At 64.7% G+C, this 24,234-nt stretch carries 25 protein-coding genes; 7 read left to right on the forward strand and 18 right to left on the reverse strand.

What is annotated here, in order from left to right:
* Positions 1–60: 60 nt before the first annotated feature.
* From kynA to CLU86_RS03915, 11 genes are all read right to left on the reverse strand, one after another.
* Positions 61–948, reverse strand: a complete 888-nt coding sequence (gene kynA, locus CLU86_RS03865) for a tryptophan 2,3-dioxygenase (RefSeq protein ID WP_099740696.1) — start codon at positions 946–948, stop codon at positions 61–63.
* A gap of 26 nt (positions 949–974) precedes the next feature.
* Positions 975–2,285, reverse strand: coding sequence for a kynureninase (gene kynU, locus CLU86_RS03870; protein ID WP_099740697.1), 1,311 nt, complete (start codon positions 2,283–2,285; stop codon positions 975–977).
* Positions 2,286–2,460: 175 nt separating this feature from the next.
* The gene (gene kynB / locus CLU86_RS03875) at positions 2,461–3,099 is read right to left on the reverse strand and encodes an arylformamidase (RefSeq protein WP_099740698.1); all 639 of its coding nucleotides are present in this window, start codon (positions 3,097–3,099) and stop codon (positions 2,461–2,463) included.
* 140 nt (positions 3,100–3,239) lie between these two features.
* Positions 3,240–4,661: an ATP-binding protein gene (locus CLU86_RS03880; RefSeq protein WP_099740699.1), complete on the reverse strand. Its 1,422-nt coding sequence runs from the start codon at positions 4,659–4,661 to the stop codon at positions 3,240–3,242.
* Positions 4,630–5,316 (reverse strand): response regulator transcription factor, encoded by a 687-nt coding sequence (locus CLU86_RS03885; protein WP_099740700.1) that lies wholly within the window; start codon positions 5,314–5,316, stop codon positions 4,630–4,632. The genes CLU86_RS03880 and CLU86_RS03885 overlap by 32 nt, the downstream gene beginning before the upstream one ends.
* The gene (locus tag CLU86_RS03890) at positions 5,294–5,848 is read right to left on the reverse strand and encodes a hypothetical protein (protein ID WP_099740701.1); all 555 of its coding nucleotides are present in this window, start codon (positions 5,846–5,848) and stop codon (positions 5,294–5,296) included. Before CLU86_RS03890 ends, CLU86_RS03885 begins: the two co-directional genes overlap by 23 nt.
* A 1-nt stretch (position 5,849) precedes the next feature.
* On the reverse strand, positions 5,850–6,680 hold the full coding sequence (locus CLU86_RS03895) for a MipA/OmpV family protein (protein WP_158236302.1): 831 nt from the start codon (positions 6,678–6,680) through the stop codon (positions 5,850–5,852).
* Positions 6,681–6,818: 138 nt separating this feature from the next.
* Positions 6,819–7,277 (reverse strand): chromate resistance protein ChrB domain-containing protein, encoded by a 459-nt coding sequence (locus tag CLU86_RS03900; protein WP_099740703.1) that lies wholly within the window; start codon positions 7,275–7,277, stop codon positions 6,819–6,821.
* Positions 7,274–8,194: a Fe-Mn family superoxide dismutase gene (locus CLU86_RS03905; RefSeq protein WP_099740704.1), complete on the reverse strand. Its 921-nt coding sequence runs from the start codon at positions 8,192–8,194 to the stop codon at positions 7,274–7,276. Before CLU86_RS03905 ends, CLU86_RS03900 begins: the two co-directional genes overlap by 4 nt.
* A 23-nt stretch (positions 8,195–8,217) precedes the next feature.
* Positions 8,218–9,420 carry a chromate transporter gene (locus CLU86_RS03910; RefSeq protein ID WP_099743257.1) on the reverse strand — a complete coding sequence of 401 codons (1,203 nt, stop codon included), beginning with the start codon at positions 9,418–9,420 and terminating at the stop codon, positions 8,218–8,220.
* 24 nt (positions 9,421–9,444) lie between these two features.
* Positions 9,445–10,407, reverse strand: coding sequence for a chromate resistance protein ChrB domain-containing protein (locus CLU86_RS03915; protein ID WP_099740705.1), 963 nt, complete (start codon positions 10,405–10,407; stop codon positions 9,445–9,447).
* Positions 10,408–10,580: 173 nt separating this feature from the next.
* On the opposite strand from CLU86_RS03915, the gene CLU86_RS03920 reads away from it, so the two are divergent.
* From CLU86_RS03920 to CLU86_RS03930, 3 genes are read left to right on the forward strand one after another with little or no spacing between them, the layout of a single operon-like run.
* A complete protein-coding gene (locus tag CLU86_RS03920; protein WP_099740706.1) occupies positions 10,581–10,919 on the forward strand; it encodes a FeoA family protein in 339 nt (112 codons plus the stop codon).
* Positions 10,916–12,853 carry a ferrous iron transporter B gene (locus CLU86_RS03925; RefSeq protein WP_369803804.1) on the forward strand — a complete coding sequence of 646 codons (1,938 nt, stop codon included), beginning with the start codon at positions 10,916–10,918 and terminating at the stop codon, positions 12,851–12,853. Before CLU86_RS03920 ends, CLU86_RS03925 begins: the two co-directional genes overlap by 4 nt.
* Positions 12,853–13,086: a hypothetical protein gene (locus CLU86_RS03930; RefSeq protein ID WP_099740707.1), complete on the forward strand. Its 234-nt coding sequence runs from the start codon at positions 12,853–12,855 to the stop codon at positions 13,084–13,086. Before CLU86_RS03925 ends, CLU86_RS03930 begins: the two co-directional genes overlap by 1 nt.
* 96 nt (positions 13,087–13,182) lie before the next feature.
* Here the strand turns inward: CLU86_RS03930 and CLU86_RS03935 are convergent, their stop codons facing one another.
* Genes CLU86_RS03935 through CLU86_RS03945 form a run of 3 tightly spaced genes read right to left on the reverse strand, consistent with a single transcriptional unit; the run spans position 13,183 to position 16,028 of the window.
* Positions 13,183–13,860 (reverse strand): hypothetical protein, encoded by a 678-nt coding sequence (locus tag CLU86_RS03935; RefSeq protein WP_099740708.1) that lies wholly within the window; start codon positions 13,858–13,860, stop codon positions 13,183–13,185.
* A gap of 12 nt (positions 13,861–13,872) precedes the next feature.
* Positions 13,873–14,793: an ornithine carbamoyltransferase gene (argF, locus tag CLU86_RS03940; protein ID WP_099740709.1), complete on the reverse strand. Its 921-nt coding sequence runs from the start codon at positions 14,791–14,793 to the stop codon at positions 13,873–13,875.
* Between the two features lie 38 nt (positions 14,794–14,831).
* Positions 14,832–16,028, reverse strand: coding sequence for an aspartate aminotransferase family protein (locus CLU86_RS03945; RefSeq protein ID WP_099740710.1), 1,197 nt, complete (start codon positions 16,026–16,028; stop codon positions 14,832–14,834).
* Positions 16,029–16,289: 261 nt separating this feature from the next.
* Between CLU86_RS03945 and CLU86_RS03950 the strand changes: the two genes are divergently transcribed.
* Complete coding sequence (locus CLU86_RS03950) at positions 16,290–16,613, forward strand: DUF3579 domain-containing protein (RefSeq protein ID WP_099654944.1); 324 nt, start codon at positions 16,290–16,292, stop codon at positions 16,611–16,613.
* A 269-nt stretch (positions 16,614–16,882) separates the two neighbouring features.
* Here CLU86_RS03950 and rpsT read toward each other — a convergent pair whose 3' ends face one another.
* On the reverse strand, positions 16,883–17,182 hold the full coding sequence (gene rpsT, locus CLU86_RS03955; RefSeq protein ID WP_044398144.1) for a 30S ribosomal protein S20: 300 nt from the start codon (positions 17,180–17,182) through the stop codon (positions 16,883–16,885).
* Between the two features lie 246 nt (positions 17,183–17,428).
* On the opposite strand from rpsT, the gene murJ reads away from it, so the two are divergent.
* Positions 17,429–18,994 (forward strand): murein biosynthesis integral membrane protein MurJ, encoded by a 1,566-nt coding sequence (murJ, locus tag CLU86_RS03960; RefSeq protein WP_099654945.1) that lies wholly within the window; start codon positions 17,429–17,431, stop codon positions 18,992–18,994.
* Between the two features lie 111 nt (positions 18,995–19,105).
* Positions 19,106–19,957: a SirB1 family protein gene (locus CLU86_RS03965; protein WP_099654946.1), complete on the forward strand. Its 852-nt coding sequence runs from the start codon at positions 19,106–19,108 to the stop codon at positions 19,955–19,957.
* Positions 19,958–19,994: 37 nt separating this feature from the next.
* On the opposite strand, the gene CLU86_RS03970 is transcribed toward CLU86_RS03965, so the two are convergent.
* Positions 19,995–20,867 (reverse strand): plasmid replication/partition related protein, encoded by an 873-nt coding sequence (locus CLU86_RS03970; RefSeq protein WP_099740711.1) that lies wholly within the window; start codon positions 20,865–20,867, stop codon positions 19,995–19,997.
* A gap of 78 nt (positions 20,868–20,945) precedes the next feature.
* The gene (locus CLU86_RS03975) at positions 20,946–22,025 is read right to left on the reverse strand and encodes a transporter (RefSeq protein ID WP_233194775.1); all 1,080 of its coding nucleotides are present in this window, start codon (positions 22,023–22,025) and stop codon (positions 20,946–20,948) included.
* A gap of 157 nt (positions 22,026–22,182) precedes the next feature.
* Here CLU86_RS03975 and ppk2 point away from each other — a divergent pair, with 157 nt between their 5' ends.
* A complete protein-coding gene (ppk2, locus tag CLU86_RS03980; protein WP_099743260.1) occupies positions 22,183–23,097 on the forward strand; it encodes a polyphosphate kinase 2 in 915 nt (304 codons plus the stop codon).
* Between the two features lie 135 nt (positions 23,098–23,232).
* On the opposite strand, the gene CLU86_RS03985 is transcribed toward ppk2, so the two are convergent.
* Positions 23,233–24,228: a GlxA family transcriptional regulator gene (locus CLU86_RS03985; protein ID WP_099740712.1), complete on the reverse strand. Its 996-nt coding sequence runs from the start codon at positions 24,226–24,228 to the stop codon at positions 23,233–23,235.
* Between the last annotated feature and the right edge of the window lie 6 nt (positions 24,229–24,234).

Genomic DNA, 24,234 nt, shown 5'->3' on the forward strand with positions numbered 1-24,234 from the left:
CTCCCTCTGCCCTTGCGGGAGAGGGCTGGGGAGAGAGAGCAAATCCTGAGGGTCTGCTGCCTACAGGTTGGTGCGCAGGTGCCAGATCTCAGGGAACAGCACCACGTCCAGCATCTTGCGCAGGTAGCTCACCCCGCCCGTGCCGCCGGTGCCGCGCTTGAAGCCGATCACCCGCTCCACCGTCGTCACATGGCGAAAGCGCCACAGGCGAAAGGCATCTTCCAGATCGGTCAGTTCCTCGCCCAACTGGTACAGGTCCCAGTGCTGCTCGGGGTTGCGGTACACGGTCAGCCAGGCTTGCTCCACCGCATCGCTTTCGGCGTAGGGCTGTGTCCAGTCGCGTTCGGTGTGGCTGGTGGGCACGGCAATGCCACGCCGCGCCATCAACCGCAGGGCCTCGTCGTACAGCGAGGGCGCTTCGTAGGCGGCCTGCACCTGGGCCAGAAGGTCAGCGCGGTGCTCGTGGGGCTTGAGCATGGCGCGGTTCTTGTTGCCCATCGAAAATTCAATGCTGCGGTACTGGTAGCTCTGGAATCCGCTGGACTGGCCCAGGTACGGGCGCATGGCGCTGTACTCGGGCGGCGTCATCGTGGCCAGCACGTCCCACGCGTGCACCAGCTGCTCCATGATTTTGCTCACACGCGCCAGCATCTTGAAGGCGGGCGGCAGCTCGTCGCGGGCAATGTGGCCGATGGCCGCACGCAGCTCGTGCAGCATGAGCTTCATCCACAGCTCGCTGGTCTGGTGCTGCACGATGAACAGCATCTCGTCGTGCGCGGGCGACAGCGGCTTTTGCGCGGTGAGGATCGCGTCCAGCTGCAGGTAGTCGCCATAGCTCATGCTTTGGCTGAAGTCGAGCTGGGCGCGCTCTTCGTGCACGATGGATTCGGGCAGGGCAGCGCTCGGTGCTTCGCTGGCGGGTGCAGGGGTTTGAGAGAAAGGGCACATGGTGTGGTCTCCTGGTTCGCGCTGGCTCAGGTCACCGCGTGGGTCTGGTTGAACTCGGGCTTTTGCCACTCGCCGCTTTCCAGCGTCAGGCGCAGGTGCTCCACCGCGTTCCATACGTCTTCAAAGCCGATGTACAGCGGCGTCAAACCAAAGCGCAGGATGTCTTTGTGCGGGCCTTTACCGCCGTCGCCTTTGCGGAAGTCGCCAATCACGCCACGCGCAATCAGCGCCTGCACGATGGCGTAGGCACCGCTGCCCTGGCCGTTCACGCCTGCGCCTTCGTCACGCGTCAGGCACACCTGCGAGCCGCGCTGGGCATGTTCGCGTGGGGTGGCCAAGCCCAGGCCGTGGCCTGCACAGCGCTCTTCCACCAACTGGATGAACAAATCGGTGAGCGCCAGCGACTTGGTGCGCAGCGCGGCCATGCCGCCCAGGCTTTGCGCAGCGGTGAACACATCCAGCCCGCACTGTAGGGCCGACAGGCTGATCATGGGCTGCGTGCCGCACAGGTAGCGGGTGATGCCGGGGGCGGGCTGGTAGTCGGGCGTGAACTGGAAGGGCGATGCATGGCCCCACCAGCCCGACAAGGGTTGCCAGAACCGGTTGGCATGGCGCGGGTGCACCCACACAAAGGCGGGCGCGCCAGGGCCACCGTTCAAATATTTGTAGCCACAGCCAATCGAAAAATCAGCGCCCGCACCGTTCAAGTCCACCGGCACGGCGCCCGCGCTGTGCGCCAGATCCCACACGCACAAGATGCCCTGGGCGTGCGCGGCGGCAGTGATGGCGGCCATGTTGTGCATGGCGCCGGTGCGGTAGTTCACGTGCGTCAGCATCAGCACGGCCACGTCGGCGGTGAGCGAGGCGGTAATCTCTTCAGGCTCCACCAGCACCAGCTCCAGCCCGCGCTCCTTGCACAGGCCTTCGGCAATGTAGAGGTCGGTGGGGAAGTTGCTGCGCTCGCTCACGATGCGCTTGCGCGCAGGGCTGTCTTCGCGGGCAATGTTCAGCGCTGCGCTCAGCACCTTGAACAGGTTGATCGAGGTGCTGTCGGTGCACACCACTTCATCCTGGCCTGCGCCAATCAGCGGGGCCAGTTGGTTGCCCAGGCGCTGGGGCAGGTCAAACCAGCTGGCGGTGTTCCAGGATTTGATCAGGTCGGTGCCCCATTCGCGCTGCACCACATCGGCAATGCGGGCGGGCGCGGCCTTGGGCAGCACGCCCAGCGAATTGCCGTCCAGGTAGATCACGCCCGGGGGCAGGGCAAAGTGGTCGCGCAAAGAGCGCAGGGGGTCTTGGGCGTCGCGGGTGCGGCAGTCTTGCAGGGTGAGGGTCATGGTCTTTAACTCGGGTTTTGCTTCTTTTTCGATAGCTGCTTGCGCTTGATTGATGAGCGCTAGAGGCCAAAATCGTTTGAAATCTCTATAGGGTGAAAGGCGATGCCTTCCCATACAGCGCGTGGCCTAGGCCAGGGGGCGTCCCCTGGAGGGATGACGCGACGCGGCAGGGGGGTCATGGCAATGACCGAAGCACAGCCCGCACGGGCGAGGCATCGGCGGTGGTCAGCTTCAATGGCAGGGCAATCAGCTCGTAGTCACCCTCGGGCACGTCGTCCAGCACCAGGTTCTCCAGCACGCGCAGGCCGCGTCGGCGGATGACCTGGTGGCTGTCGAGCGTCTTGCTGTCGGCGGTGTCGATGCTGGCGGTGTCGATGCCCACCAACTGCACACCCAGGTCGGCCAGCCGCTCGATGGTGGCGGGCGCATAGGCGGTTAGCTGGCCGTCCCACTGCGCAGGGGCTTGGGCGTAGGTGCGCACCAGCACGCGGGCGGGCAGCGTGGGGAGGGCAGGGTTGATGGCGTGGGCAATGTGCTGCCACTCAATCAGCGGACCGCAACCCATGGCATGGATCACACGGCACGGGCCCAGAAACGCATCCAGCGCCACGGCCCCGATGCTGGCGCCGCCTTCGTCGTAGTGCAGCGGCGCATCGGCATGCGCGCCCACATGGGGCGACAGTGTGATGGCGCTGACATTGACCGGGCAGCCCGGGCCCATGGTGGCGCACCACTGCTGGCTGTAAGGCGTATCGCCCGGAAACACCGGGCTGCCTGTGTGAACGGGGGGGGAAATGTCCCAAAGCTTTTGCATGGGACGTGACGGTAATGGCCTGGATTTTTTGTGGTGTCGGTTATTTCCAACAACCCCTGATTTTTGGCGCAGGGATTGCCCGTCTCGGTTGACCGGGGGCGGTGGGCGTGGTTACCCATGGCCCTGCTGCACGAGGCAAATCAAGCTTCGTTGCGGATTTCCTGGGGCGGGTCACTGGGCTGGAATTGAACGTGCACCTCCAGGCCCGGCTGGGAGGGGCGCGCCATGATCTGCCACTGGTGGGCACGGGCTATTTCCTGGCAGATGGACAGGCCCAGGCCCGCGCCTTCGTCGCGCCGCGTGGGGCCACGCCAAAAGCGCTCAAACAGTTTGCCCAAGTCTGCGGGGGCCACCCCTGGGCCTTGGTCTGTGACGCGAAAGCCCGCCGGGTCCGCCAGTACCGTGACGGTGCCCCCCGGTGGGCTGTGCTGGATGGCGTTTTCGAGCAGGTTCTTGAGCAAGGTGAACAGTGCTCCGCGGTCTGCCTGCCAGCACAGTGGGGCTTGGTGCCCTTGCGTGCCGGTGTTCGCGCTGTGGGTGATGTGCACCCCACTGCGTTCGGCAACGCGGGCCATGTAGTCGCAGACCTCGGCGAGGGCGGCTTGGGCTGACACCTCTTCCATGCGGTAGTTGCGGGGCTCACTGGCCTCGGCCAGCAGCAGCAGTTGCTGCACCTGGCGGGCCATCCGGTCCACGTCCTGAAGCAAGAAGGGGTTGCGCTGGGTGGGGGGCACCATTTCGATTTGCGCGCGGATGAGGGCCAGTGGGGTCTTCAGTTCATGGGCCGCATTGGCCAGGAATTCCTGCTGCGTGCGAAAGCCCGCTTGCAATCGGTCCAGTGCGCGGTTGAAGGCTTCGACCAGTGGTGTCAACTCGTCAGGCAGGTCGCGTGCTTGCAGGCGTGCGTCGAGTGTTTGAGGGGAGATGTTCTGGGCTTCGATGGACGCAGCGCGCAGCGGGTGCAGCATGCGTTGCAGCGTCAGGTGCGTGGCGATCAGAAAGACCGCCAGGAAGGTCAGGCAGGTGGCCAGAATGCCCTGCTGCAATGCCGGGGTGCCAAACGAGTGGCGCATTTTGAGAACCAATCGGTCGCTGGCGGCAAACTGGACATACCAGGTGGCGCCGCGATGTTCGATGGGTGTGGTGGCCGCATGCATTGGCACGCCCTCCCGCTGCAACTCAAACCGTTTGAGCTGCGGGTCAAACGCAGTGCCTGCCGGTGCCAGGGCCGTGGCTTCTTCGCCGGTGGGCGAGAAGACCACCTGGCCATCGGCGGTGGTGATGCGAACGAACACATCCTCTTTGAAGCTGGTGAATAGCCACTTGTCGATTTTTTCCTCATCGAACCCCATGGGCGTGCCGTCGGCGGCAAACTGAGTCCGTTTGGCCAGGCCTTGTGCAAAGTGCTCCGCGCCATATTGCAGCATGTAGCGGTTAAAGGGCTCTGCCAGGAAAAAGACCATCAACCCGACCAGCAGGGCGCTGGTCAGCATGCCAATGCTGTAGACCGCCAGCAGGCGGGTGCGCAGGCTACGAGGCCACTGAAGCTTCACGCAGGGCATAGCCTTGGGTGCGGAGGTTGACGATCTGCATGCACGAGCCCGCTGTGGCCAGTTTGCGGCGCAGCCTGTGCAGCGCCACGTCCAGCGCGTTGGGCGTGACGGCCTCTGTCAGGCCCCAAGCTGCTGTCTCCAGAGTGGACCGTTTGACGGTTTGCCCCGCTTTGCGGGCCAGGCACAGCATGATTTGCAGCTCGGTGGCGGGCAGAGGCACGGCGGTGCCTGCGCAAACCATGTGGCCGTGTTCTGGGCTGATCTGGACATCACCGTGGGCAGGCGCAAACTCTTGCACCTGGGCTGGGCGCCGCAGCAGTGCACGCACCCGGGCCACCAGCTCTTCCATTGGAAAGGGCTTGGTGAGGTAGTCGTCTGCGCCCGAGTCCAGGCCTTCGATGCGGTCATGCAGCGCATCGCGGGCTGTCAGCATCAAACAGGGCGTGGGGCGACCGGCCGCGCGCAGGCGCTTGACCAGGTGCAGGCCATCGCCGTCTGGCAAGCCTCTGTCGATGACCACCACGCCGTAGGTAATGTCTCGCAAAGCCAGCCAGGCTGGCTCCATGGCATGAAATACGTCGGTTTCAATGCCCGCATTGCCCAAGGCTTGGCGTACCAAATCGGCCAGCCTGCTGTGGTCTTCAATGAGTGCAATGCGGTTCATGGGGCCAATGTGCAAGCGTGTGCTGGGGACGCTCGGTCAGCGCCAGCAGGTGGTCTTTCATCTGGGCAATGCGTTGGGGGTTGGCGTGGCGCTGCAGGGCCTGCTGCATCCACAGGGTTTGTGCCGCCGCTCTGCAATGGAGCGAAAGCAGCGCATCGCAAGCATCATAGGCGCAGGCCTCGCCGATGAAATCGGCCCAGATGGCCTGGTAGCGCCCATGTGCCATCAATGCTGCGGCCGTAAGCTGCCCCCTCGGTCGGTGCAGTGCTTTGTCGCAAAGGCAGCGCAGGTAGGCCCTCAGGTGCCGAGCGGCGCCCGGTGGCTCGGTGTCCAGCGCCACCACCATGGCTTGGCGAAAGGCCAGCACGGTGCGCTCGAAGAGCGCGTCCAGCCGCGCACGGTGATGGGCCTGGGGGCTGTGCAGCCGCCTTGCTATGCCCGGATGGCTTTGCAGGGCATGCGCATGCACCCTTTGGAGAGCCTGGGGCGCGGGCGCTTCCAGCGTGCACACAAACGGGCCCAGGTGCCGCATCTCAGAAACGGTACAGGTAGCCGATGGTGGCCCGCGACAGGCTTGATCGGCCCACGATGGGACTGCGTTTGATTTCGTCAGGCAACTGGGTGCTGCTGATGTCCAGGAAGATGGTTTGCTTGGGCTGGATAGGGTAGTCCAGCCGCAAACCCAGTTCCAGCGCCGTGGCGGCCTTGCCGGTGTATTGGGGGCGGTTGGGCTGGGCTTCGCTCGCCTTCACGCCAAAGTAGTAGTCCACGTATTTTTTGTCGAGCCACTGGGCTTGCACCCGTGGGGTGATGCCCAGTGGGCCAACGCTGAAGCGCCGGTCCAGTTGCAGCATCGCCTTTTGCCCCTTGCTGTGGCCCGATGCGTCTGCGGTCCATTCTGCGGTGGCGCGCACGAAGGGGTGCATCCAGGTGGCTGTGCCCCCGGCCCAGAAACCGCCCTTGCGCTCGTCCATGCCCGCCAGGATGCGCGCATCGTCCGCCTTGTAGCCGATGCCCTCGTATTTGAGGCGGCCAGTCAGTGCAATGGAACTGCTGGCGCCCACGGGCCATTGGCCCAGCTTGAGATCGGCACCGGTGCCCGCCACGCGCAGCCAGGTGTTTTCGTAGTGCAGCAAAGGCAGCGCCCGCGTTTTGTTGTCGTCACCCAGGTAGGGGCTTTGAAACACCCCGACGCCAATGCCCAGACCCCATTGCGGCGCCGTTGATGTGGATTGCGTGGACGGTGCGACTTCGGATTGCGCAGCGGCATTGCCCGAAAGCGCAAGAGCGGCGAGGGCCGCCATGGCGAGATGGGAGCGCGCGGCGGCAGGGGATGTGGATGCGAGGGACTGGGGTTTGTGCACGGAGGGCGTCCTGGTTACGAAAGCATCCATCGTCCGCTGCCTGGACTTACTGGCGACTTACCGTGTGGCCCCTCCTTGGCGGCTGGCTTGGCGGCAGAGTTTGGCCCTCTCTGCCGTGTCAGGGCGGGCCGCAGCGGGTCATGTCGCCATGCTTGGTGACCAGTGGTGGGTCTCGGCCTGGCACGACTGGCACCACGCATACAGCGCGTCGTACATCACCATGCCGTGCCCCAGCATTTCGTGGTCATCGCGGAAGGTCTGGGACAGACCGAGCGACAGCGCGTACAGGCCCGCAGACGGTGGCGCCAAGTCCAGTCGGGAGGTGTCCGCACCCCGCACGATCACGGCCAGTTGCTGCAGTGCGGGCTCGGTGAGGCCGTATTTTTTGAGAAAGGCGTCGAAGCTGCAAAGCTCACCGTCGTGGGTCATTTCCACGCCGGGCACGTCGTAGGGGATCGCACCTGTGTCTTGGGCCACCCGAAGCACGGAGGCCGCAGGCACGTAGAGAAACTCAGGTGCCTTGTCGATGAACCGGGCAATCAGCCAGGGGCAGGCGATGCGGTCGATTTTCGGGCGTTCGCGGGTGACCCATTTCATTTGATGCCCCCTTGAGTTTCCAGAGGCAGGCCCGCGGCTTGCCAGGCCTCGATGCCACCCACGAGGTAGCGTGCATCCAGGCCGCGTGCACGCAAAGTAAGGACCGTTGAGCGCCCGATGTCCTTGCCGCGTAGGCAGTACAGCAGAACCGGCTTCGATGCATCGAGTTCCTGGCTCCACTCATGCACGCGCGACGGGTCGCGCCACGATGCCCCGGCAATGACCTGCGGGCTTTGCAGATAGTCCTCTTGGCGCCTCACGTCGAGCTTGCCTGGCACACCATCCAATGCACCGCCCGTGTCGATGCCAAACGCCAACGCATCCGCCTCGACAGCAGCGCCGTAGCGCTGGTACACCTTGTTCCACTGGATGTTGGCCATGAACGCATCCACATAGGCGCCCGCTTTGGCGCCAAAGTCCAGGTGGTAGGCGTGCTCGTACATATCCAGTGCCAGTACCGGAGTGGCGCCCGCCAGAAGGTGCGTGTGGTCTGCTGCCCAGTGGTTGATGAGGCGGCTTTCGCGGGAAGACCAGGACAGCAAGGCCCATCCCGATCCACCGCCCATGGCCTTGGCCAGCCCCGTGAACTGGCTGCGCCACGCGTCCACGGAGCCAAAGTCACGCGTGAGCGCGATGGAGAGGCCGCAAGATGGCAGCACACCATTGCCCCCCAGGTTGTCGAAGTACAGCTCGTGCAGGAACGCCGAGTTGGCCGCGATCAATTCCTCGCGCTTGAGGCCGTTGACGGTGAAGGCGGCAGCCGTGCTCCAGTCCAGCACTGCGAGTTCGCTGCGGATGGCGTTCAGGCGCTTGACGGCGCCAGCGTAGTTGTTCTCGTAGTGGCTGGTGATCAGTCGATTCGACAGCCCGGTGAGTTGGTCGGGGTCCAGTGTGAGTGGACGAGTGTTGTAGTTCACGGGGCGCTCCTTCTGGGGCAGGGTCAGACTCGGGAAATCAGTGGGTAGACGATCAGGCCCACCAGCGCGGCGGCCAGCACCACGACAGGCTCGGGCAGCTTCTTGAACCGCCACAGCACCGCCGTGGTGGCAAGAAACAGCGCAGCGGTGGGCAGGTCCACGATGGACCGCTGGCCCAGTACCACCACCGCCCCCGCAATAGCACCCACGGCAGCGGCAGTCACGCCATCCACAAACGCCACCACACCAGGGTGTTTGCCATGTTTTTTGAAGTACGGCGCCGGGATCACCGTGAGCAGATAACAGGGCAGAAAAGTCGCCGCTGCCGCGACGACGGCGCCCCCAAAGCCGCTGGTCAAAAAGCCGATGAACCCCGTGGTGATGACGACCGGGCCTGGGGTGATCATGGCCACGGCCACGGCGTCCACGAACTGGCGATCGGTCAGCCATGCGTACTCTTTGACCACCCCGCCGTAGAGGAACGGCACGATGGCCAAACCGCTGCCAAAGACGAATGCCCCCGCGTAGGTGAAGTACGCGGCAATCTGCCCGAGCTTTTGCCAGTCGAGGTGGTCCAGGCTGAGTGCCCCGGCCATGGGGGCTGCCCATGCCATGCTGTGCAGCCGCCCGCCAGCTCGCTTCAATGGGCCGCGCACGGCCCACACCAACAACCCCGCGCCGAGAAAGACCCAGATCACTTCGGACTGGGTGGCAATGGTCACGCCCGCGCTGACCAGGTAGATGGCCCCGAGCAGCCTGTCCTTGCCCACGCTCTTGGTCGTGAGCTTGTAGGCACTCAAGGCAATGATGCCGATGACGGAGGCGCCCACGCCATAGAAGACTGCCTGCATCCAGGAGATGCCGCCGTAGGCTTTGTAGGCAGCCCCCAGTGCCACCACCATCGCAAAAGACGGCAGCACAAACGCCACGCCGACCAGCGTGGCGCCCCACAGGCGGAAATGCACGTAGCCGAGGTAGATGGCCAACTGCGCAGCCAAGGGGCCGGGCATGAGCTGGGCCAGGGCCATGCCCTCCTTGTAGTCGGCATCCGAAATCCAGCCGCGTTGCTCCACCAGATCGCGGTACATGTAGCCGACCAGTGCCACGGGGCCACCAAAGCCCAGCGTGCCCAGGCGCAGCATGTACAGCACCAGTTGCCACAGCGTGTAGACAGGAGCACTTGCAGTGCAGGCATCCGGCGCTGCCGTTACCTTGAGATCGTTCATGTTCATTCCTGAGGTGGTGAGGTGCTACGGTTTGCGGTGGGTAGAGAAATGCGCATGGAGCGAGTCCAGCACCCCGCCCACATCGGCCAACAGGGCGTCGTCGTCCGGCCAGCGCTTGCGTGCACCGGCCAGCACGGCTTCGAAGCCACCCGCTTCGGGCGTGGTCGCGCCCCCCACGTCCAGGGCATGCACCATGGCCCCCAGGCGCTGCAGGCCGCGATCACCGTCCAGGCCAAAGCTCGCCAGCAGTACCTCAAACGTCACCCGCTCACCCACATGCGAAAACGTGGCGCCGTCGAAGTCAAAGCCCAGTGCATCCGCAGGGCAGTCTGTGATGGCGTTCAGCCACACAAAGCGCGCGCTGGGGTCGATGAAGCGCTGAATGAGCCAGGCGCTGGCCACGCGATCGACCCAGAGATGGCGGCGCGTCGCCCAGAGCCGCCCTTGGTATTGCATGCGGTCACGCCGTGCAATACGGCCCGCTGTGGCCTGAGGTTCGCCGGGTGACTGCAAGGCCGCCACGGCGTTGGTGAAGTCGCGCCACTGGGCTTCGGCCCGGATGGAGGCTTCGCCCGGAAAGAAGTCGATCTTGCGGATCGTCTCGTAGGTGCGCGCATGCCGGCGCTGCAAGCGCTGAAGCTCGGCACCCACCAGCGTGGGCAAAAGCTGGCGGGCTTGCGCCAACTCGTCCAGCCAGGGGGTGTAGTCGGGCGTCCGATCAAACAACGTTTGGTAGGCGGCTTGCTCGGCCATGTGGGTTGCGTGCACCTGCAGCAGCCAGGCCTGTCCCCCTTCTTGCAAAGCCTCGTCGGCCAGCGGTTGAAGCTGTGCAGCTTGCTCTGCCTGTGCGGGCAGCAAGTAGGCGCCGTCGCGCAATGCGGCGCAGCCCAGTGCCTTGACGGCACGCCAAATCCGCATGCGCACCGTAGCGCTTGCCGAGGGGAGGCTGACGACCAAGGCCAACCATGAGTGAGAAGGGCGATTCATGGCGCAAGCTTAGGTTTATGTCACAAGCCTTGCAATGAAGTAGTGATATCTACATTTTTGATGGACTTGTCCGGGTGCTCAGGCCAGCGAGGCCGCTCTGATTTGAATCAAGTGCCAGCGGAACTCATTTTGTAAAATGAGAACCAAACTCATTTGCGCAAAGATTGACCCCCATGAAAACAATGCACGAGGGTGCCGCCGCCGCCCTGCACCCCAGCACGCAGGCCACCACACCGACGGCGGCCTCGGCGTTCCCCTCTGCTGCTTTGGGCCTGGACGGGCTCAAAGTCCGCACCCCTGCGTTGGTGACCGGGCTGGTGCCTGCGCGCGATGGGCGTGAGCACAGCACCTTGCTGCGCTTGTTGGAGATCGGCTTTGTGCCCGGTGAGGCCGTGCAAGTGCTTGCCCGGGGGGCGTGGGGGGGCAATCCCCTTGCCGTGCGGGTGGGGCAGGCCACGTTTGCCCTGCGCCAGCAAGAGGCGGCCATGGTGCAAGTGCAGGTGTTGGCATGAGCGCGGCGGTGAACATGGGCGCAGGCGCAGCCACCCCGGCTGGTGAGTTGATGCGCGTGGCCCTGCTGGGCAACCCCAATTGCGGCAAGACGGCGCTGTTCAACCTGCTGACCGGTGCCCGCCAGAAGGTGGCCAACTACGCGGGGGTGACGGTGGAGCGCAAAGAGGGCGTGCTGCACACGACCAGCGGCCGCAAGGTGCGGGTGCTGGACTTGCCCGGCGCCTACAGCCTGCACGCGCACAGCCTGGACGAGGCCATCACCCGTGACATCGTGCGGGGCCGCCGCCCGGGCGAGGCCTTGCCCGACCTGCTGGTGTGCGTGACGGACGCCACCCACCTGCGGCTGAACCTGCGCCTGGTGCTGGAGGCGCGGGCCCTGGGCCTGCCCATGGTGCTGGTGCTGAACATGAGCGACATGGCCGAGCGCCAGGGTATTCAGATCGACCGCGAGGTGCTGTCGCGCGAGCTGGGCATGCCGGTGCTGGCCACTGTGGGCGTGCGCGGCGATGGCGCCAGCGAGCTGCTGGGCTGGCTCGATTCGCCCGCTGCACAGGCGCTGAAGGCGCCGCTGGTGCCCGCCCAGGAGGCGGTGGCGCTGGATGCTTCTGCGCTGGATGCGCAGACCCAGGTCATCCGCACCCACCAGCAGGTGCACCGGCTGATGGAGCTGGCGGTGCGCGCTCCGGCCACCAGCCTGCGGGCCGATGACCGCATTGATGCCGTGGTGCTGCATCCCGTGTGGGGCATGCTGCTGCTGTTGACCACGCTGTTCCTGATGTTCCAGGCCGTGTTCACCTGGGCCACGGTGCCTACCGATTGGATCAAGGCGGGGGTCGAGTGGACTTCGGGTCTCATCCAGGAGCACATGGCCGATGGGCCGCTGCGCAGCCTGCTGGTAGACGGCGTGGTGGCCGGGGCCGGGGGCGTGCTGGTGTTCTTGCCGCAAATCCTGACGCTGTTCCTGTTCATCCTGGCGCTCGAAGACTCGGGCTACCTGCCGCGTGCCGCCTTCTTGCTGGACCGTGTGATGGGCACCGTGGGGCTGTCGGGCCGTTCGTTCATCCCGCTGTTGTCGAGCTTTGCCTGCGCTGTGCCGGGCGTGATGGCCACGCGCTCCATCACCCACTGGCGCGATCGGCTGGTCACCATCATGATCGCGCCGCTCATGACCTGCTCGGCCCGGTTGCCGGTGTATGCATTGCTGATCGGCGCCTTCATCCCTGAGCGCACGGTGGCTGGCCTGTTCAACCTGCAGGGCGTGGTGTTGTTTGCGCTCTACGTGGGCGGTATCGCCAGCGCGATGGCGGTGGCCGGTGTGGCCAAGTTGGCACGTTCTGACCAGCGGCCCCCTCAGCTGCTGATGGAGCTGCCCGCCTACCGCTGGCCCAGCGTGCGCAGCCTGCTGCATGGGTTGTACGAGCGGGCGATGATTTTCATCAAGCGCGTGGGCGGCATCATCTTGGCCGTCACCGTATTGCTGTGGTTCCTGTCCACCTACCCTGCGCCACCCGAAGGCGCTACCGAAGCGGCCATCACCTACAGCTTTGCAGGCCAGCTGGGGCGCTTGCTGGAGGTGCTGGTGGCTCCCATCGGTTTCAACTGGCAGATCGCCATCGCCCTGGTGCCCGGCATGGCCGCACGCGAGGTGGCAGTGGGTGCGTTGGGCACGGTGTATGCGTTGTCGGTTACCGGTGAAGAGGTGGCCAGCCAACTGGGCCCACTGATCGCGCAGAGCTGGTCTTTGGCTACGGCGCTGTCGTTGCTGGTGTGGTTTGTGTTTGCGCCGCAGTGCATCTCCACCATCGCCGCAGTGCGGCGCGAGACCAACAGCTGGCGCTACCCGCTGCTGATGGTGGTGTACCTCTTCAGCTTGGCCTATGCGGCCAGTTTTGTAACCTACCGAATCGCTTTGGCCCTGGGAGGTGGCGCGTGATGTGGCAACAATGGATCACCGGCTTGATCGTGGTGCTGGCCGCCGCCTACATGGTGTGGCGCTGGCTGCCCGCTGGGCTGCGCAAAAAGCTGGGCCGGGTGCACCCGGCCATGGCGCAAAGCGCTGGGTGTGGCAGTGGCGGCGGAGGTGGCTGCAGCAGTTGCGGGGGATGTTCGTCGTCTGCGGCACCCAGTGTGACGGTGCACCCTGCCGAGGGCCGCGAGCGGTTTTGACGGGCGCTGTGCATGGGGCGCAGCCATCTGCAGCCCTTGTGGCGGCGGTTTGGAGTCCGCGTTAAAGCGTGGCCTTTCCCAGCGTCAGCGTTGCAGCTACGCGTAAATTTGCCCTGCTTGCAACGCATCCAAAGCATTGCGCATGTTGGCGCGTGCCTGTGCCTCGTAGCGGTAGAAAAACCACTCGTTGTGGTAGATGCGCGGCCGGTCCAGAAAGCCCTGTAGCACCGCACTGCGTCCGGCCACGTAGCGTGGCCAGCGCACAAAGAAATATTCCTTGCGCACGTTGCGCTCAAACTGGCGGTACACCGCATCGCTTTGGCCCAGCACGGCCAGGTCAATGTCCACCACCCAAGTGGCGTCGCCCTGCAGCACGCCCGGGTTGTGGCATGTGGCCATGATGTGTTCGTGCACGGTGCGCACCAGGCTGGTTTGCAAGAGCTGGTCGCTGAGGAAGCGTGAGGCCCACTGTGCGCTGCGTGCCTCGTTGTGTGCGCTCCAGGGCCAATACACCGCGTCGTGAAACCACAGGGCCAGCGCCACGGCGTGGGGCTGCTCTAGCGCGCCGGGCAGTTCGTTTTGCACCGTCTGCCAGTGGTCCAGGCAGGCCTGCAGGTGCGATGCGTTGTGGTACGCCCGGGGCCAGCGCTGCCAGCTGTGCAGCAGGTGCTGGCCTTCTTTCATCCACGTATTGGCAGGGCAGCCCAGAGCAGTGCCCAGGGCCTCCCATTGCGCCAGCAGCGCGTCGGTGTCAGCAGTGCTGCGGTGGAACATCCCGCTTTGGCGTTACGCCATACGGCCGAGCAAAAGGTACTCCATGAGTGCTTTTTGCACGTGCATCCGGTTTTCTGCCTCATCCCACACCACCGATTGCGGGCCGTCGATCACATCGGCTTCCACTTCTTCGCCCCGGTGCGCGGGCAGGCAGTGCATGAAGAGGGCGTCGGGCTGGGCGGCGGCCATCATTTCGGCGTCCACGCACCAGTCGGCAAAGGCCTTTTTGCGGGCCTCGTTTTCAGCCTCGTAGCCCATGCTGGTCCACACATCGGTAGTGACCAGGTCAGCGCCCTTGCAGGCTTCGAGTGGGTTGCTATAGAAATGATAGCTGCTAGCGCTTACTCCTTGAGCGCCAGAGGCCAATTTTTCGTCAATCTCGTAGCCGCGAGGGGTGCTCACGTTGACCTTGAAGCCCAGCAGCGCAGCGGCCTGCAGCCAAGTGTTGGCCATGTTGTTGCCGTCGCCCACCCAGGCCACCGTCTTGCCCGCGATGGAGCCACGGTGTTCGATGTACGTGAAGATGTCGGCCAGGATCTGGCAGGGGTGGTATTCGTTGGTCAGCCCATTGATGACCGGCACGCGCGAGTGCGCGGCAAAGCGCTCCAGCTTGGTCTGCTCGTAGGTGCGGATCATCACCAGATCGGTCATGCGGCTGATGACCTTGGCGCTGTCTTCAATCGGCTCGGCGCGGCCCAGTTGGCTGTCGCCGGTGGTCAGGTGCACCACGCTGCCGCCCAGCTGGTACATGCCCGCCTCAAAGCTCACGCGGGTGCGGGTGCTGGCCTTTTCAAAAATCATGGCCAGCGTGCGGTCAACCAGCGGGTGGTGCTTCTCGTACGACTTGAACTTTTTCTTGATGATCGCCGCGCGCTCGAACAGGTAAGCGTATTCGTCAGCGGTGAGGTCGGTGAACTGCAGATAGTGTTTCATGGGCAAAAAAGGGCACGCCGTGGCGTGCCCTGCAAGGTTTATTCGGCCAGGATGGCTTTGACCAGAGGGGTGAGCTTGGCTACGATTTCGTCGGCCTCGGCCACGGTGAGGATCAGCGAGGGCACCAGGCGGATGACGCTGTCGGCCGTCACGCTGATCAGCAGGCCCGCTTCGGCTGCGCGGCCGGTGAGGGCGCCGCAGGGCTTGTTCAGCTCAATGCCCAGCATCAGGCCCTGGCCGCGGATTTCCTTCACGCCGCTCAGGCTGCCCAGTTCGCGCTCCAGCGCTGCCTTCAGGTGGGCACCCACGGTCGCTGCGTTTTGCAGCAGGCCGTCTTCTTCCATGATGCGGATGGTTTCGTTGCCCGCACGCATGGCCAGCTGGTTGCCGCCAAAGGTGGTGCCATGGTTGCCGGGCTGCAGCACGTTGGCGGCCTTGGGGCCCGCCACCACGGCGCCAATCGGCACGCCCGAGCCCAGGCCCTTGGCCAGGGGCATCACGTCAGGCACGATGCCCGCCCACTGGTGGGCAAACCACTTGCCGGTGCGGCCCATGCCGCACTGCACTTCGTCAATCATCATGAGCCAGCCGCGCTCGTCGCACAGGGCGCGCAGCTGCTGCAGGTATTCCACGCGGGTGGGGTTCACGCCGCCTTCGCCCTGAATGGTTTCAAAGAACACCGCGACCACATTGGGGTTGCCTTCGGTGGCCTTCTTGATGGCTTCGATGTCGTTGAGCGGTACGCGCACAAAACCTTCGACCAGCGGGCCAAAGCCGCTGTAGATCTTGGGGTTGCCCGTGGCCGACATAGTGGCGATCGAGCGGCCATGGAAGGCCTTTTCGTAGACCACGATCTCGGGCTTGGCAATGCCCTTGTCCACGCCGTACTTGCGCGCGATCTTGATGGCGGCCTCGTTGGCCTCCAGGCCCGAATTGCAGAAGAACACGTTGGTCATGCCCGAGCGCTCCACCAGCTTGGCTGCCAGCGCCTCTTGCAGGGGCGAGTGGTAGTAGTTGGAGGTGTGGATGAGCTTGGTGATCTGGTCTTGCAGCGCAGGCACCAGCTTGGGGTGGTTGTGGCCCAGCGTGTTCACGGCAATGCCGCCCAGCGCGTCCAGGTACTCCTTGCCGTTCACGTCCCAGACTCGGCTGCCCTGACCGCGAGCCAGCGCAATCGGTACGCGGCCATAGGTGTTCATTACGTGGGGCGAGGCTGCCTCAATGAAAGCGGTCATGCAGAGATCTCCAGACGGTGCAAAAAAGGGTTGGGCTTGTGGCCAGCGATAGGTCGGTAAGAGACCAGATACAGGGTCTTCAACCCGAAAAACGAAGCACGATTCTAGGGGGAGAGCCATGGCTGGCTGTTGACAATTGCGCATCACTGCAATGCGTTACCCGACGACCCACTGGGAATACCGGGTTAGCTCTTATATAAGAGTTAGAATGCGGGGCCGTAGCAACACTGCGGTGAGCTGCCACTTACCCAAGCGACCCCGATGGTTTCCCCCTCCACAAAAGAAGTCTTCATCCAGGGCATTACCCATGACGGGAAAACCTTCAGGCCCAGCGACTGGGCCGAGCGGTTGGCTGGCGTCATGAGCCAGTTTCGTCCCGGAGGCTCGCGGCCGGGCAGCCACCTGAGCTATTCGCCCTGGTGCATCCCGACCACGCTCAACGGCGTCAAGTGCGTGGTGGTGCACCGCGACCTGCGCGACCATGAGCCCATGGCCTGGGACTTTGTGCTCAACTTTGCCAGGGACAACAACCTGCAGGTGGCTGAAGCGTGCTTGCTTCCCGATGCCCCCACCCCGAAGGCCTGACAGGCCTTTTTTTACGCCCCCGTTTTCTTGCGCCTTGGCTTGAATTGCTTTGCCCGTTGCTTGGGTGTGGCGGGTTTGCGCCCAGGCGTGGTCACGCTGCGCAAGCCGGGCGCTGTGAGGCCGTGTGCTTGCGGCGTGGCGCTGGCTAGGTGTGCATTCAATTACAGGCACAAAAAAACCGCCCGAAGGCGGTTTTGATGTTTGCTGACAGCGCACCCGTTACAAACGGCGGGCAGCGGAGGCTACCCGTGCTGTTTGCCTGAAGTGGGTCAGGCGGCCAGTGCCAGGGCTTTCACCTTGGCTGCCAGGCGGCTCTTATCGCGAGCTGCCTTGTTCTTGTGGAAGATGCCCTTGTCGGCAACGGTATCGACCACGCTTTGTGCCTTGGCGAAAGCTTCAGCAGCCTTCACCTTGTCGCCAGCCAGAACAGCCTTTTCGACGTTTTTGACAGCGGTGCGGTATTTGGAACGCAGCGATGTGTTGGCTGCGTTGATCTTGACGTCCTGACGGACGCGCTTGCGGCCCGACGCCAGGCGTGGGTTCTTTTTCTTTGGTTTAGCGGATGCCATGATTTAAGTTCCTTGAGTCTGAGGATGATGCCAGCAAAGCCGATGATTATAGCCCACCCGAGCCACAGTGGGCCAGCCCAGGTTGCGCCGCTTGGCTGTAGGGGTGGCAAAGACCCAGCCTTGGGCTTTCACCATTGCCTCATCCGGTGGGGCGCCAGATAAGCGTTGGCCTGGTGGACGTAAGCGAGCGCAACAAGGGCGCCAGCCGCGTGGCCAGGGCTGCGCGCAGCGAATACACTCCCGGCGGTGTCACTGTTCAAAGCCGCCTCCACCGTATCCCTGCTGACCCTGGCCTCCCGCGTGACGGGCCTGGCGCGCGACCTGCTCATGGCGTCCCTGTTTGGCGCCAGCGCCCTCACGGACGCCTTCAACGTCGCCTTCCGCATTCCCAACCTGTTTCGCCGCTTGTTTGCCGAGGGCGCGTTTGCGCAGGCCTTTGTGCCCGTGCTGGCCACCACCAAGGCCAAAGAGGGCGAAGAAGCTACCCGCCGGCTGATGGCTGCCGTGGCCACCGTGCTGGCCTGGGTGCTGCTGCTGACCTGTGTGGTGGGTGTGCTGGGCGCGCCCGTGCTGGTGTGGGCGCTGGCCAGTGGTATGCGCCAAAGCCCTGAGGCCTTTGATGCCGCCGTGTTGATGACGCGCTGGATGTTCCCCTACATCGGCTTCATGTCCATGGTGGCGCTGGCTGCCGGTATCCTCAACACCTGGAAGCACTTTGCGGTGCCCGCCGCTTCGCCGGTGCTGCTCAACGTCTGCATGATTGCCGCCGCCTGGTTGGGGGCGCCGCAGTTGGAGGCGCGTGGCATTGAACCCATCTTTGCCATGGCCGGTGGGGTGATGCTGGGTGGCATTCTGCAACTGGGGGTGCAGATCCCGGTGCTGCTGCGCATGGGGCTCATGCCGCGCATTGGCGTGACGTGGGGCGCCATTCGGGCGGCCTGGGCCGAGCCGGGCGTGCGTCGCGTGCTGGCGCTGATGGCGCCCATCTTGCTGGGCGTGGGCGTGGCGCAGGTGTCATTGATGATCAACACCCAGATCGCCTCGTACCTGACTCCGGGCAGCGTCACCTGGCTGTTTTATGCCGACCGGTTGATGGAGTTCCCGACGGCGCTGCTGGGTGTGGCGCTGGGGGTGGTGCTGACACCGCAGCTCACGGCGGCCAAAGCGGCAGGCGATGCTGCCAAATACTCGGCCATGATGGACTGGGGGCTGCGCATTGTGGTGCTGCTGGCTGTGCCCTGCGCGGTGGCGTTGCTCACATTCTCCAAGCCACTGGTGGCCACCTTGTTCCATTACGGCAAGTTGGCCGATGGCGATGTGGGGCAGATTGCCGTGGCACTGGCGGGGTATGGCGCGGGCCTGCTGGGGCTGGTGGCCATCAAGGTGCTGGCGCCGGGCTACTACGCCAGCCAGGATGTGCGCACGCCGGTCAAGATCGCCATCGCGGTGCTGGTCATTACCCAAATTCTGAACGCCGTGCTGGTGCCGCTCATCGACCATGCCGGGCTGGCTCTGTCGATTGGCCTGGGCGCCTTGGTCAACGCCTTGTGGCTGTTGATCGGCTTGATCCGCAAGGGCAGCTACCAGCCGCAACCGGGCTGGGCGCGCTTTGCCTTGCAGGTGGTGGCCGCCAGCGCCTTGCTGGCCATTTTGCTGGCCTGGGGCTCGCACTATTTCGACTGGGTGGCCTTGCGTGCCCACAGTGCCCAGCGGGTGCTGTTGCTGGCGGGATTAATGGCGGCCGCGGCGGCTTTGTACTTTGGCGCGCTGTGGGCTGCAGGCCTCAAGCTGCGGCAAATGCTGCGGCGCTGATGGCCCCTGGCCGGTGGGGCTGCGAGGGCCAGGCCAGGACCGCCGAAATGCCGGGTGAATCCATGGGTTTTGCGCCTTGACGCTGCGGCCCGCTCGTTCTCAAAATCTGCCATGTCCCTGAGCTACACCGTCCCCTCGTCATTGGAATATTTCGCGTGCCTGGTGCAAAGCGATGAGCACTTCCCCCTGCTCGAAGCGGCCGCCAGCATTGCCCAGGATGAATACCCCGAGCTGGACGTGCAGCAACTGCTGGGCGATGTGGACCAGATGCAGGCCCGCATTGGCAGGCGCCTGGCGGTCGATGCACCCGCGCTGCAGCGGCTGCACATGCTCAACCAGTTCTTTTTTTCGGACCTGGGCTTTGCGGGCAACGTCAACAACTACTACGACCCCGAAAACAGCTACCTGAATGCGGTGCTGCGCACGCGTCGGGGCATTCCGATCAGCCTGGCGGTGCTGTGGATGGAGCTGGCACAAGGGTTGGGACTGCATGTGCGCGGGGTGGGGTTTCCGGGGCACTTCATGGTGAAGGTGCTGCTGCCCAAGGGGCAGGTGGTGATGGACCCCACCAACGGCCAATCGCTCAGCCGCGAAGACCTGTCAGAGCGGCTGGAGCCCTACAAGCGCCAAAGTGGGCTGGTGGACGACTACGACGTGCCGCTGGGCCTGTATTTGCAGGCCGCCACACCGCGCGACATCATTGCCCGCATGCTGCGCAACTTGAAGGAAGTGCACCGCGCCCAGCAAGACTGGCAGCGCCTGACGGCAGTGCTGGACCGCTTGATCGTGCTGTCCCCCCAGACCTGGGGTGAGCGGCGCGACCGGGGCCTGGCCCACGCCGAGCTGGGCCACGCCAAAGAAGCCGTGGTGGACCTGGAGGCCTACCTGGCCCACGCTGAAGACGGGCTGGATGTGGACATGGTGGCAGACCGGCTCAGCGCGCTGCGGCGCTCGCTGAGCTAAGCCCTCTGACCCCGGCGTCAAAAAACCGGGTGCTGCCTTAAAACGGTTGCCCGTCGCCCCCTGTGGATGGCGCATCAGACCCACGCAGTTGGGCCAGTTGCTGGCGCAGTGCTTCGTTCTCTGCGGTCAGCTCGGCCACGCGGGCGCGCAGGGTTTGCAGTTCATCTGCGGCGGGGGCATCACTGGGGGCTGCCGCCTCATCGGCGGCCTTTACAGGCGTCTCTTCGCGGGTCTTGCGCTTGGCTTCGCGCACGCGCTTGGCGGCTTGCTTCAGTTCGTCCTTGCCTGCCACGGCGGCTGCCACTTGTTCTTCGGCGGGCAGCGTGGCCACAGCGGCAGCGGCATTGAGCGAGATGGTGCCGGACTTGACGGCGGCCACCAGCTCGGGCGCTGCCTGCTTCTGGATTTTCTCGATCATCACCACCTGGCTGCTGCTCAGGCGTGCAGCGCGGGCAATGGCTTCGCGGCTGCTCAGGTCTTCGGCAGGGGCTACGCTGGTGGTGGCCACATCGGTAGACGGATCCGCCTCGGCTTGGGTTTCTTCAGCCGGGGCGCTGGCCACAAAGGTGGCCGCAGCGCGCGCACGGCGGTCGGCCACGATTTCGCGCTTGCGCAGTGCCAGCACACCGCGCTGAAAGTCCGACACGCTGCGGCGGCCCAGGTGCTGGTCAATCATCCACAGGTGCACGTCTTCCATCGACTGGAAGTGGGTGTTTTGCACCGTCTGAAAAGGCAGGCCGTGCTTTTGGCAAATGCCGTAGCGGTTGTGTCCGTCCACCAGCACATCGCCCCACAGCACCAGGGCGTCCCGGCAGCCCTCGGCCAAGATGCTGCGCTCCAGCGCATCGTGCTCGTCAGGGGTCAGGGGGTCGATATAGGCTTTGAGTTCTTCGTTGACAACGATGTTCATGGTGTGCGGGCGCGGGGCCGGGTCTACAGGGCAGGGGCGGCATTGTAGTTGCACGCTGCTGCCGTGCTTGGCAGCGCTTCAGTTGTCCCGCGTGCCCCTGAGTGCCAGCCAGCCTGCCACGGCGGTAAAGACCACCAGAATGCACACGATCACCCAAAAACCGTGCTCGCTGCCCGCCAGGGGAATGCCCCCCACGTTCATGCCCAGCAGCCCGGTGAGGATGTTGATGGGCAGCGCCAGCACCGTGACCACCGTCAGCACAAACAGGCTGCGGCTGTTGGCCTCTTGCACGCTGGCGGCCAGCTCTTCCTGCAGCAGCTTGATGCGCTCTTGCAGCCCCTGCATGTCGCGCAGCACCACCGAGAACTCTTCGGTCGAATCGCGCAGTTCCTGCACATCTTCAGCCCCCATCCAGTGCGGCGGATGGGCCAGCAGACGGAACAGGGCGGCGGGCTCGGGCGCCAGCAGGCGCTGCAGCCGCACCAGCAGCCTGCGCAGCACGCCCAGGCGGGCGCGTTTGTGGTTGAGCCGGCCTGCCAGCAACTCGTCCTCAATGCCGTCGATGCGCTGCGTCACGCCGCGTACGATGTCCACCAGCCCGGCCGCCTGGGTGCGCATCAGCTGCTCCAGCAGCGCCACGCTCGAGCGCGGGGTGTGTCCCTGGCGCACCGCCGTGCGCAGAGCATCCACCGATCGCAGCGGGTGCGCCCGCGCGGTGATGACCAGGTGGGGCAGCACGCAGATCCACAGCGTGGCAATGTCGGACGGCTCGAACGCGAAGTCAAAGTGCGCATCGTTGAGCACGCCCATCAAGGCGTCGTCATCGCGCTCGATGCGGGTGGAGTAGGAGCCGTCTTTGAGGGCTTCAAAAAAAGCGTCAGGCAGGTCGGCGTGCCGCTGCATCCAACGCACCGCTTGTGCGTGGGCCAGGTTGAAATGCAGCCACACAAAGGCGGCAGGCTGGGCGGGGGCGTGCGGCGCCGCGGTGTCTGGTGCTGCGCCTTGCAGTCGATGGGCGTCCAGCCACTGCACGGCCTCGGTGCTGTCCAGGGGGCGGGCGTGGTGGCCGCCGTCTTGCATCAGATAGCCACAGATCAGGCCTGCGGTATCGCCTCCGTAGCCGCCATGGGGTGCCGTGCTGGCAAGGGGTGCAGTCATGAAGAGGGGAGGGCGAAAACGAAGAGCGGAGGTGCTGATGCCAGCGTGCAATGTTGCGGCGGTTGTGTGACTTTTTCATGACTTTTCCGTGGCTGTCATCACTTTGTCACTAGGGCTGGGCAGCATCGGCGCCATCTTTTTTGCACTTCTGACCACCATGCTCCAGAACGCCCCGTTCGACGCCCAGGACCTGATGCAGCGCATCGCCAACGATCTGATCGACAGCTACGACGAAGAGTTGGAGCTGGAGATTGAGGACCGCAACGTGGACGAAGAGGGCGACCTGGTTGCCACCGACAAGCTGGAGCGCCAGCGTTACTTCAAAGAGCTGTTTCGCCTGCAGGGTGAGCTAGTCAAACTGCAAGACTGGGTGCAGCACAGCCGCCAGAAGGTGGTGATCTTGTTTGAAGGCCGCGACGCGGCGGGCAAAGGCGGCGTCATCAAGCGCATCACCCAGCGGCTGAACCCGCGCGTCGCCCGCGTTGCCGCACTGCCTGCGCCCAACGACCGTGAGCGCACGCAGTGGTACTTTCAGCGCTATGTGGCGCACCTGCCTGCGGCCGGTGAGATGGTGTTGTTCGACCGCAGCTGGTACAACCGCGCGGGCGTTGAGCGGGTGATGGGCTTTTGCTCTGACGACGAGTACGAAGAGTTTTTCCGCACCGTGCCTGACTTCGAAAGAATGCTCGTGCGCTCGGGCATCACGCTGGTCAAATACTGGTTCTCCATCACCGATGAGGAGCAGCACCTGCGCTTTCTGGGGCGCATCCATGACCCGCTCAAGCAGTGGAAGCTCAGCCCCATGGACCTGGAAAGCCGTGTGCGCTGGGAGGCCTACACCAAGGCCAAAGAAACGATGCTGGAGCGCACCCACATCCCCGAAGCGCCCTGGTGGGTGGTGCAGGCGGTAGACAAGAAAAAGGCCCGCCTCAACTGCATTGCCCACCTGCTGGGCCAGTTGCCATACCAGGAGGTGCCCCACGCCCCCGTGGTGCTGCCAGACCGGGTGCGCAACCCCGAATACCTGCGCCAGCCGGTGCCTGCCTCGATGTACGTGCCAGAGATGTACTGACGAGAGGGTGTGGGCGAAGGTGTGAGCCAGTCTGTAGGGTGGTTTTGCTCCTGTTTTGGTAGCTGCTAGCGCTTATTTATCGAGCGCTAGGGGCTGAAATGGCACCGATCCCACCTGGCTGGGCAAAGGTTCGCATCAGTGCCCGTGCACACTGCCGCCGGACTGCGATGGCGTGCCGCTGCGGCCAAACTGGTGCCAGGCCCGCCGCAATTGCGTGTCTGAGCTGAACCCTGCCAACTCTGCGGCCTGGGTGACGTTGCGACCCGACTGCAGGGCTGCTTCGGCGGTGGCCAGGCGGATGCGGCGCAGGTACTGCAGCGGCGCAATGCCCGCATGCTCTAGAAACAACCGGGTCAGGTGCCTGGGCGAGGTGTGGGCCACCTCGGCCATGGCGGGCACATTCCACGGCGACTGGGGCTGCTGGCCGATGGCGTCCTGCACGCGGTGCAGGGCGGGGTGCAAGTGGTTGCGGTGGTGCAGAAAGGGCGAGAACTCAGGGTCGTTGGGCCCACGGCGCAGGGCCACCACCATGGCCTGTGCCACCTGAGCGGCCAGCGCGGGGCTGCAGGTTTCGCTGATGCGGTGCAGCAGCAGGTCGACGCCTGTGGTCACCCCGGCGCTGCTGTGCACCGGGCCATCGGCCACAAACACGCGGTTGGCGGCCACGTCGCAGCGCGGGTCCACTTGCGCTAGCTCGCCCAGGTGCAGGTGGTGTGTGGTGGCACGGCGGCCGCTGAGCAAGCCCGCGTGCGCCGCCAGCACGGCACCAGCGCACACGGTCACTAGCTCCAGCTGCCCCGCCGCCAGCCGCAGGCCGCGCAGCCAGTGCAGCAAGGCGCGTGCCTCTGGGTTGTCCACGTCAATGCGCTGCCCCGCCAAGCCCACCAGCACCACCCAGGCGGGTTGCGCCAGGGTGGCGGGTAGCGGCGCCAAGCCGGTCAGCATGGCCCCCACCGAGGTCACAGACTGCGGCGTGGGGCTGACGAAGTGCTGCACAAACCGCGCAGGCTGCCCTTGTGCCACCAGCGCCTGGTTGGCAATGCGCAGTGCCTCGGCAGGGCCCGCCCAGTCGAGCACCAGGCTGCCTGGCAACAGGGCAAAGTAGACGTGGATGGGGTGTGTTTCTGGCATCGCTTA

Origin of the sequence: Acidovorax sp. 62 (genome assembly GCF_002754495.1) — a bacterium.
Taxonomy (GTDB): domain Bacteria; phylum Pseudomonadota; class Gammaproteobacteria; order Burkholderiales; family Burkholderiaceae_C; genus Acidovorax.